The sequence below is a fragment of the Natronomonas sp. genome (genome assembly GCF_028274965.1).
Lineage (GTDB): Archaea > Halobacteriota > Halobacteria > Halobacteriales > Haloarculaceae > Natronomonas.
Genome location: NZ_JAQCNO010000047.1, coordinates 1 through 6,629, shown reverse-complemented (window position 1 = coordinate 6,629; position 6,629 = coordinate 1). Strand labels below are relative to the sequence as shown.

Sequence of the window (6,629 nt, the reverse complement as noted above, 5' to 3'; positions counted from 1 at the left end):
CGCGGCCGGCTGTCTCGGCGGCGAAACGGGCGCCGAATCATCGATGACCGACGACGAGCACCTCGCGGAGTTGCGCGCCGAGATCGACGAGCGCGGCGTCGAGTACGGAGCGGTCGAGCTCGAGGAGGCGGTCGTCGCGGTCGAACACGGGTACGACGACGATCCCAACGACGCGATCGCGGAGGTCGCGATGGCGTTCGTCGAGCGGATCGTCGACGGGTGGGCGGTCGATCGCCTGGCGGGACGGCTCCGCGACGGGGGGACCGACTGGGCGTGGCACGCCGAGGCCGAGTGGGCCCGCGAGTACGCCGACGGCGAGATCGGTCCCGAGGAGTACGGCTCGCGGCTCAGCGAAACGATGGAGATGCGTCCCGACTCGGAGCGCTGAGTCGGTCGGGAGCGGGCGTCACAAGGATAGGGGCGGGTGTCGCTGTCCGTGCGATCGTGCCTGTATCGACCGTCACACCGGGCGGGATCGACCGTCGTACCGGACGGTATCGGCCGTGGTTTCGGGCACTGAAACCGACTGCCGGCTTTAGTGGACGAGCGGAGAAGTACGCAACGAGTCCGGCGGCCGGTTTCTGCAGGCCGGCCGCCGGGAGTCGCACAGCCAGCGCCGACGGCCGGATCTCCAACGGAATGAACCGACGCATCACAGCACGGATTGACACGCGCACGGGCAGACGCCCGTCCGCGCGTCGCGTCCGGCGGGTCTCTTTTTTCGAGGTGACCGACCGTGGGGTTTAGCGTCAGCGGCTCGGCCGCGATCGTGTTTGTCGGAGTGATGATCGCCGCCGGGATCGCGGTCCCCTCGCTTGTCGGCAGTTTCGGCGGGCTGGCCGGCGCGCAGGGCGAGCAGATCGACCGGGGCGTCGATGCGGCCAACACCGAGTTCGAGGTCTGGACGTCAACCTATAACGGGACGGCCGACACCCTTGAGATCCGGCTGAACAACACGGGCAGCACGACGCTGTCGGTCAACGACACCACGGTGCTCGTCGACGGCGAGATCCCGGCGGACGGAGACGTGAGCACGGCTGTCGACGGCGACGGCGGTGCCGGGTTGTGGCTGCCCGGCGAGACGCTTCGGATCACGATAGAGGGGGTCGAACAGGAGCCCGGGCGGGCGAAGATGGTCGCCGAGAACGGCATCGCCGAGACCACGACGGGGTTCGGGGGCTGACATGAGCGGCGTTTCGGCCTCGACGCTCGTCATCTTCATCGCGACCGTCCTCGTCGCGGCGGGGGTCGCCGGGACGCTCGTGACGACGGTCGGCGACATCTCGAACTCGGCGGAGACGCAGGGCGACGCGATAACCGAGTCGATCGACTCCGAGATCGAGTTGCTCAACGACGGCGGCGGGTCGGGGTTCTACACCGAGAGCGGCGACGGGTCGACCGCGAACATCACGGTCTACGTCCGGAACACCGGATCGACGACGCTCTCGAAGAGCGAGAGCGAACTCGACGTGCTCGTCAACGGCCTGTTCGTGCCCAGCGGGGACCTGAACGTCACGTCGATGAACGGCAACGACGACATCGCCGCCTGGGAGGAAGACGAGGTGATCGAGGTCGTGATCTTCTTGGAGGACCCCCTGAGCGGCAGCGGAAACCGACTGACCGTCTCCCCCCAGGGAACGGAGCGATCACTGGAGTTCAACGCGGACGTGTGAGCCAATGAGTGTACATACAACGAAACCGACCGGACGGAACCGACCCCGCGGACAGCGGCGCGGCCCCGCGGCGGGTTCCGGCCGGTCTCCGGAGGGCGATCGGCTGTGAGCGGCGTGTCCGCCTCCCATCTGGTGATATTCATCGCCAGTATCGTCGTCGCGGCGGGGGTCGCCGGGACGCTCGTCACGCAGGTGGATCGGGTCAGCACGTCGATCGCCGACCAAAGCGAGGACGTCGAGGAGCAGATCGGAACGGACGTGCGGATCGTCAGCGACACCGGAACGCCGGAGTCGATCTACGACGGGACGGAGAATGTGCTCACGCTGTACGTCAAGAACACGGGTGAGACGGAGTTGCGGACCGACCGCGACACGGTCGACGTGTTGATCGAGGGACAGTTTAATACGCCCGCGAACGTAACGCGAGTCGGCGAGGACACCGTCCAGTGGCCCCCAGGGTCGGTCGTCGAGATCACCGTCGAGGGGGTCGAGATCACCGGCGATACCCGGGCGACGGTCGCAATCAACGGCAACGAGGACACGATCAGATTCAGCGTCTAACCACGAACCATGAGCCCAGACATACCGACAGAGCCGGAGGAAGACGACGACGACTACGTCGATCCCGACCTCCCGACCGAACCCGAGTCTGCCGAGGAGGGCGGCCCCGCGCTCTCGCCGGAGGAGTTGGACATCGCCGACAGCGAGTACGTCGAGGAACTCGACGAGAGCGGGCGATACGTCGTTTCGCCCGGCGGCGGGCCGCCGAACGTGCCGCGGTCGGAGTCGGACTCGGCCTCGGGATCAGAGTCGGAGGGGACCGGCCGGCGGCGCGAGCGAGCCGAGAGGGCCGGCGGGCGTCCGAGCCCGGACCGGCCCGAACCCGAGCGGCCATCGGGCGGGATGCGGAGCCCGGAGGCGGCCCGGACGCTTCTGGCCGACGAGTTGGAGCGATCGAACGCGCGGTACGGTATCGACATCGTCGCCCGCTTCGACGGCGATACGGTCCGACACCGGAGCGCCTCGGACGACGTGATCGCGACGTTCGAGAACCTCGTCCAGTGGTACGCCAGACACGTCACCGACGGGACGCCGGCCGACGAGGTCATCGAGATCCTGCTCCGGGAGGCGAGTTTCGTCGAGTCGGAGACGCCGAACCTCGCGAAGCTCCTGAAGACGCACGACCTCGATCGGTCGGACTCGATCGCCGAGTTGGTCGCCGCGATCCGCGAGGAGAGCGGCTGACGCCCCCGCGGTCGACGTTCGTTCGCGTTCGGGCCGCCGCGGGCCCCGAGAGGCGCCGGATCGGCCGGCTTGTGATCTGTTTCGAACGCTGAGTGCGGAGCTAGGTTCACATGCGTTCTGCCGGAAGGACGCGCTGAGATGGATGTCCTGATCGCGGACGACTCAGAGTTCATGCGCAGCCTCCTCCGGGAGATCCTTGAGGGCGAGTACGCCATCGTCGGCGAGGCCGAAAACGGCGTCGAAGCGATAGAGCTGTACGACGATCACGACCCGGATCTCGTCATGATGGATATCGTGATGCCGATCCGGGACGGGATCGAGGCGACCGACGAGATCACCGACACCGACCCCGGGGCGAAGGTCATCATGTGCACGAGCGTCGGGCAAGAGCAGAAGATGAAAAACGCCATCCAGGCCGGCGCCGAGGGGTACATCACGAAGCCGTTCCAGAAGCCGAGCGTCCTCGACGAGATCGAGAACGTGGTGGCCGGGTAGGATGCAGATCGACATCGACGCGCTCGAGACCTACAACACGCTGGCGCGGGACGGGGCCAGATCCGCCGCCGACTCCCTCTCGCAGCTGACCGGGATCGACGCCCACGTCGAGGTGACGAACGTCTCGTTGATGGCGCTGTCGGACCTCGAGTACGAGTACGTCGGCGGCGAGTTCTGCGGCGTCCGGATCGAACTCGGCGGCGCGCTCACCGGCGAGACGATGGTGACCTTCGACGCGGAGGCCCGGCGGGTCATCGCCGACACGCTCGCCCCCGGCGGCGGCGACGGGATGCGCCGGAGTTCGGTCGAGGAGGTCGGCAACATCATGACGAGCGGGTTCATCGACGGGTGGGCCGAGCACCTCGAGGCGATCATCGACATCTCCCCGCCCGCGTTCTTCGAGGGCTCCGGGACGGACGTCCTGACGGCGGCGGCCGAGGAGACCGACGAGCAGGTGTTCATCTTCCGGAGCCGCGTCGAGTCGGCCGCCGAGTCGATCGAGTTCCACATCCTGTTCGTTCCCGAGCGCAACGGCCTCATCGAGGCGCTCGGCCCCGCCGACGAGGGGAGCGTCTCCCTCGAGAAACTCGAGGTGTTCAACGAGATGACCGAGGAGGGCGCCCGCCGCGCCGCGGAGAACATCACGACGATGACCGGGCTGGGGGCGGAACTCGAGGTGAACCGGATGAACTTCGTCCCGATCGACGAGGTGCCGGCGACGGTCGGCGACAAGCGGTACATCGGGACGGTCATGCAGTACACCGGCGAGCCGAGCGGCTATCTCGTCATCCTGTTCGATCAGCCCTCGGCGGAGGCCATCGTTGAGGCGTTGGTGCCGATGGAAACGGACGGCGAGTGGTCGGAGATGGAACAGAGCGCGATCGAGGAACTCGGCAACATCATGACGAGCGGGTTCATCGACGGGTGGGCGAACGTGCTCGAGAGTTCGATCGATCACACGCCGCCGACGTTCGTCTCCGATATGGGGTCGTCGATAATGAGCCCCATCGTCGGGCGGATGGCACGGACCCAAGAGCACGCCTTTTTGCTCGATTCGATGATCCACACCGACGGCGAGGGCGCGTTCAGATGCGAGATGTTCGCGCTTCCCGACGAGGCGGAACTCCGGGAGGTCCTGGGGAACCTGCTCGTCGAACGGGCCGACAGGACCCGCGTCGAGCCGGACGAGGTGTTCTGATCCGTGGCGAGGCTCGTCGAGGGACGGGCCGGCGTCACCGACCAACTGAAGATCTCCGTCGCCGACTACGGCGTCGCCTCCGAGGGGCTGTTGACGACGAGCGGGCTCGGGTCGTGTCTCGGCGTCGCGGTGTACGATCCGGACGCGCCGGTCGCCGCGCTCGTTCATCCGATGCTTCCGCACCGCGACGGCGAGGGGTCGCGTCCGCCGGAGCGCTTCGTCGATTCGGGGGTCGAACTCGTCGTCGAGGAGCTCCTCGAAGCCGGGGGCGACCGCGGCGCCCTCGAGGCCAAAATAACGGGCGGCGCGGCGGTCGTTGATTTCGGGAGCGACGGCGAGTCGATCGGCGACAGGAACGTGGTGGCCGCACGGGAGGCTCTCGAGGCCCACGACGTCGACGTCGTCGCCGAGGAGGTCGGCGGCGAGTGCGGCCGGACGGTCCGCGTCGACGCCAAGACGGGATCGGTCACGGTCAAGCGGACCGACGGCGTCGAGACCCGGCTGTAGGCGTCGAGAGCACCCCGAGTCGGTTTCCTTTAGCTTTGGCGTCCGGCGTTTTCGTTTCCGTTGTCGGTTTCGTCTCTGTTTTCACTTTCACTTTCACTCCGGGGACGGCCGGCCCTTTTGTTTCCGGTTCACCAACCGACGTGTATGTCGACACACTCGTCAGGACGGAGCGACGCGCCGACGCGGGCCCGCGTCCTCGAGGTCGGTGACCTACCGGCCTCGGAGGTCCGACGGTACGCGCGGGGAACGGGAGAGGTGTACTTCGAGCGACGGGGCGGCCGGACGTTTCTGGTCGCCGACCGGTAGCCCGGAGGAAACGGCCGCAAGCCGCGTGAACGCGCCCGGACCGAACCGTCGCCCGTGCAGGTAGTCATCCCGGCCGCCGGTCGTGGCTCCCGGCTCCAGCCGGCCACGGACGACCGGCCGAAGGCCCTTGTCCGCATCGACGGGGAACCGCTTCTCTCCTACGTCTTCGATGCGGCCGCGCCGGTCGCGGACCAGTACGTCGTCGTGATCGGCTACCTCGGCGGGGCGATCCGCGAGCGCTTCGGGGACGCATACGACGGGACGCCGATCAGATACGTCGAGCAGCCGAGTCGGGCCGGACTCGCCGACGCCCTCGCTCGTGCGGAGCCGGTCGTCGAGGGCGATTTCTTCCAGCTCAACGGGGACAACGTCCTGCGGGGAAACGTCGCGGACGTCGCCGACGTCCATCGACGGCACGGGGCGGACGCGACGCTTCTCGTCGAGCGCGTCTCCCGCGAGCGCGCCACACGCGGCGGCGTGATCAGCGGCGGGGACGTCACCGCCGCCGGGGACGGCCCGCTGCGCGTGACCGAAAAGCCGGCGGACCCGCCCTCGCGGCTCGCCGTGACGGGCTGTTTCGCGTTCTCTCAGCGGATCTTCGAGTCGATCGACGCGATCGACAGATCGGATCGCGGCGAGTACGAACTCCCCGACGCGGTGGAACGGCTCGCGTCGGCGGGCGGGCGGGTCGAGACGGTCCGTCTGAACGGATGGCGGGTGAACGTCAACACGGAGGCCGACGTGGCCCGCGCCGAGCGTCGGCTCTCGGGGCCCTGACGCGGGGGTCACTCCACCCGCTCGGAGCGCCCGGCGTGCGCCCGCGAGAGCGAAACGTACCGCTCCCCGGCGTCGGCCCACGGCGAGTCCTCGAGTTCTTTGATCCGCTCGGCGGGGCTGCCGGCGTACAGCGTCTCCGGTTCGACGTCGGTGCCCTCTGTCAGGAGGCTGTTGGCGCCGATCATGACCCGCTCGCCGACGGTCGAACCGTCGAGGACCGTCGCGCCCATGCCGACGAGCGCCCGGGGGCCGACCGTCGACGCGTGGACGACGGCGGCGTGGCCGACGGTCGCGTACGGGCCGATCTCGACGCGTTCGTGGACGACCGCGTTGTCCTAGACGTTGGCCCCCTCGGCGAGTTCGATCGCCCCGTGGTCGCCGCGGAGCGTCGCGTTCGGCCAGACGCTCGCCTCGGGGCCGACCGTCAC

Annotated in this window: 11 protein-coding genes; 10 read left to right on the top strand and 1 reads right to left on the bottom strand. The window is 68.3% G+C overall.

Annotated elements, in window-relative coordinates; genetic code table 11:
• The 10 genes from Q0916_RS06105 to Q0916_RS06060 all read left to right on the top strand — a co-directional run.
• The coding region (locus tag Q0916_RS06105) for a hypothetical protein (RefSeq protein WP_299235733.1) at window positions 1-388 on the top strand (388 nt) is incomplete at its 5' end.
• A 348-nt stretch (window positions 389-736) separates the two neighbouring features.
• Complete coding sequence (locus tag Q0916_RS06100; protein WP_299235731.1) at window positions 737-1,183, top strand: flagellin; 447 nt, start codon at window positions 737-739, stop codon at window positions 1,181-1,183.
• Between the two features lies 1 nt (window position 1,184).
• Window positions 1,185-1,673 (top strand): flagellin, encoded by a 489-nt coding sequence (locus Q0916_RS06095; RefSeq protein ID WP_299235729.1) that lies wholly within the window; start codon window positions 1,185-1,187, stop codon window positions 1,671-1,673.
• A gap of 105 nt (window positions 1,674-1,778) precedes the next feature.
• Window positions 1,779-2,234, top strand: a complete 456-nt coding sequence (locus Q0916_RS06090; protein WP_299235727.1) for a flagellin — start codon at window positions 1,779-1,781, stop codon at window positions 2,232-2,234.
• 9 nt (window positions 2,235-2,243) lie between these two features.
• Entirely contained in the window at window positions 2,244-2,918 is a 675-nt protein-coding gene (locus Q0916_RS06085; protein ID WP_299235724.1) for a DUF7500 family protein, read from the top strand.
• A gap of 138 nt (window positions 2,919-3,056) precedes the next feature.
• Window positions 3,057-3,413, top strand: coding sequence for a chemotaxis protein CheY (gene cheY, locus Q0916_RS06080; protein ID WP_299235722.1), 357 nt, complete (start codon window positions 3,057-3,059; stop codon window positions 3,411-3,413).
• Window position 3,414: 1 nt separating this feature from the next.
• On the top strand, window positions 3,415-4,611 hold the full coding sequence (locus tag Q0916_RS06075) for a chemotaxis protein CheC (protein WP_299235720.1): 1,197 nt from the start codon (window positions 3,415-3,417) through the stop codon (window positions 4,609-4,611).
• A gap of 3 nt (window positions 4,612-4,614) precedes the next feature.
• Window positions 4,615-5,118 carry a chemotaxis protein CheD gene (locus Q0916_RS06070; RefSeq protein ID WP_299235717.1) on the top strand — a complete coding sequence of 168 codons (504 nt, stop codon included), beginning with the start codon at window positions 4,615-4,617 and terminating at the stop codon, window positions 5,116-5,118.
• Between the two features lie 144 nt (window positions 5,119-5,262).
• Window positions 5,263-5,424, top strand: a complete 162-nt coding sequence (locus Q0916_RS06065) for a hypothetical protein (protein WP_299235714.1) — start codon at window positions 5,263-5,265, stop codon at window positions 5,422-5,424.
• Between the two features lie 54 nt (window positions 5,425-5,478).
• Window positions 5,479-6,201: a nucleotidyltransferase family protein gene (locus tag Q0916_RS06060; protein WP_299235711.1), complete on the top strand. Its 723-nt coding sequence runs from the start codon at window positions 5,479-5,481 to the stop codon at window positions 6,199-6,201.
• Between the two features lie 8 nt (window positions 6,202-6,209).
• Here the strand turns inward: Q0916_RS06060 and Q0916_RS06055 are convergent, their stop codons facing one another.
• A complete protein-coding gene (locus Q0916_RS06055; protein WP_299235736.1) occupies window positions 6,210-6,506 on the bottom strand; it encodes a gamma carbonic anhydrase family protein in 297 nt (98 codons plus the stop codon).
• Window positions 6,507-6,629 lie beyond the last annotated feature (123 nt).

Coding starts and splice junctions, on each gene's coding strand:
- Q0916_RS06095 (WP_299235729.1), top strand. CDS start 1,185: ATGAGCGGCGTTTCGGCCTCGACGCTCGTCATCTTCATCGCGACCGTC.
- cheY (WP_299235722.1), top strand. CDS start 3,057: ATGGATGTCCTGATCGCGGACGACTCAGAGTTCATGCGCAGCCTCCTC.
- Q0916_RS06065 (WP_299235714.1), top strand. CDS start 5,263: ATGTCGACACACTCGTCAGGACGGAGCGACGCGCCGACGCGGGCCCGC.
- Q0916_RS06085 (WP_299235724.1), top strand. CDS start 2,244: ATGAGCCCAGACATACCGACAGAGCCGGAGGAAGACGACGACGACTAC.
- Q0916_RS06075 (WP_299235720.1), top strand. CDS start 3,415: ATGCAGATCGACATCGACGCGCTCGAGACCTACAACACGCTGGCGCGG.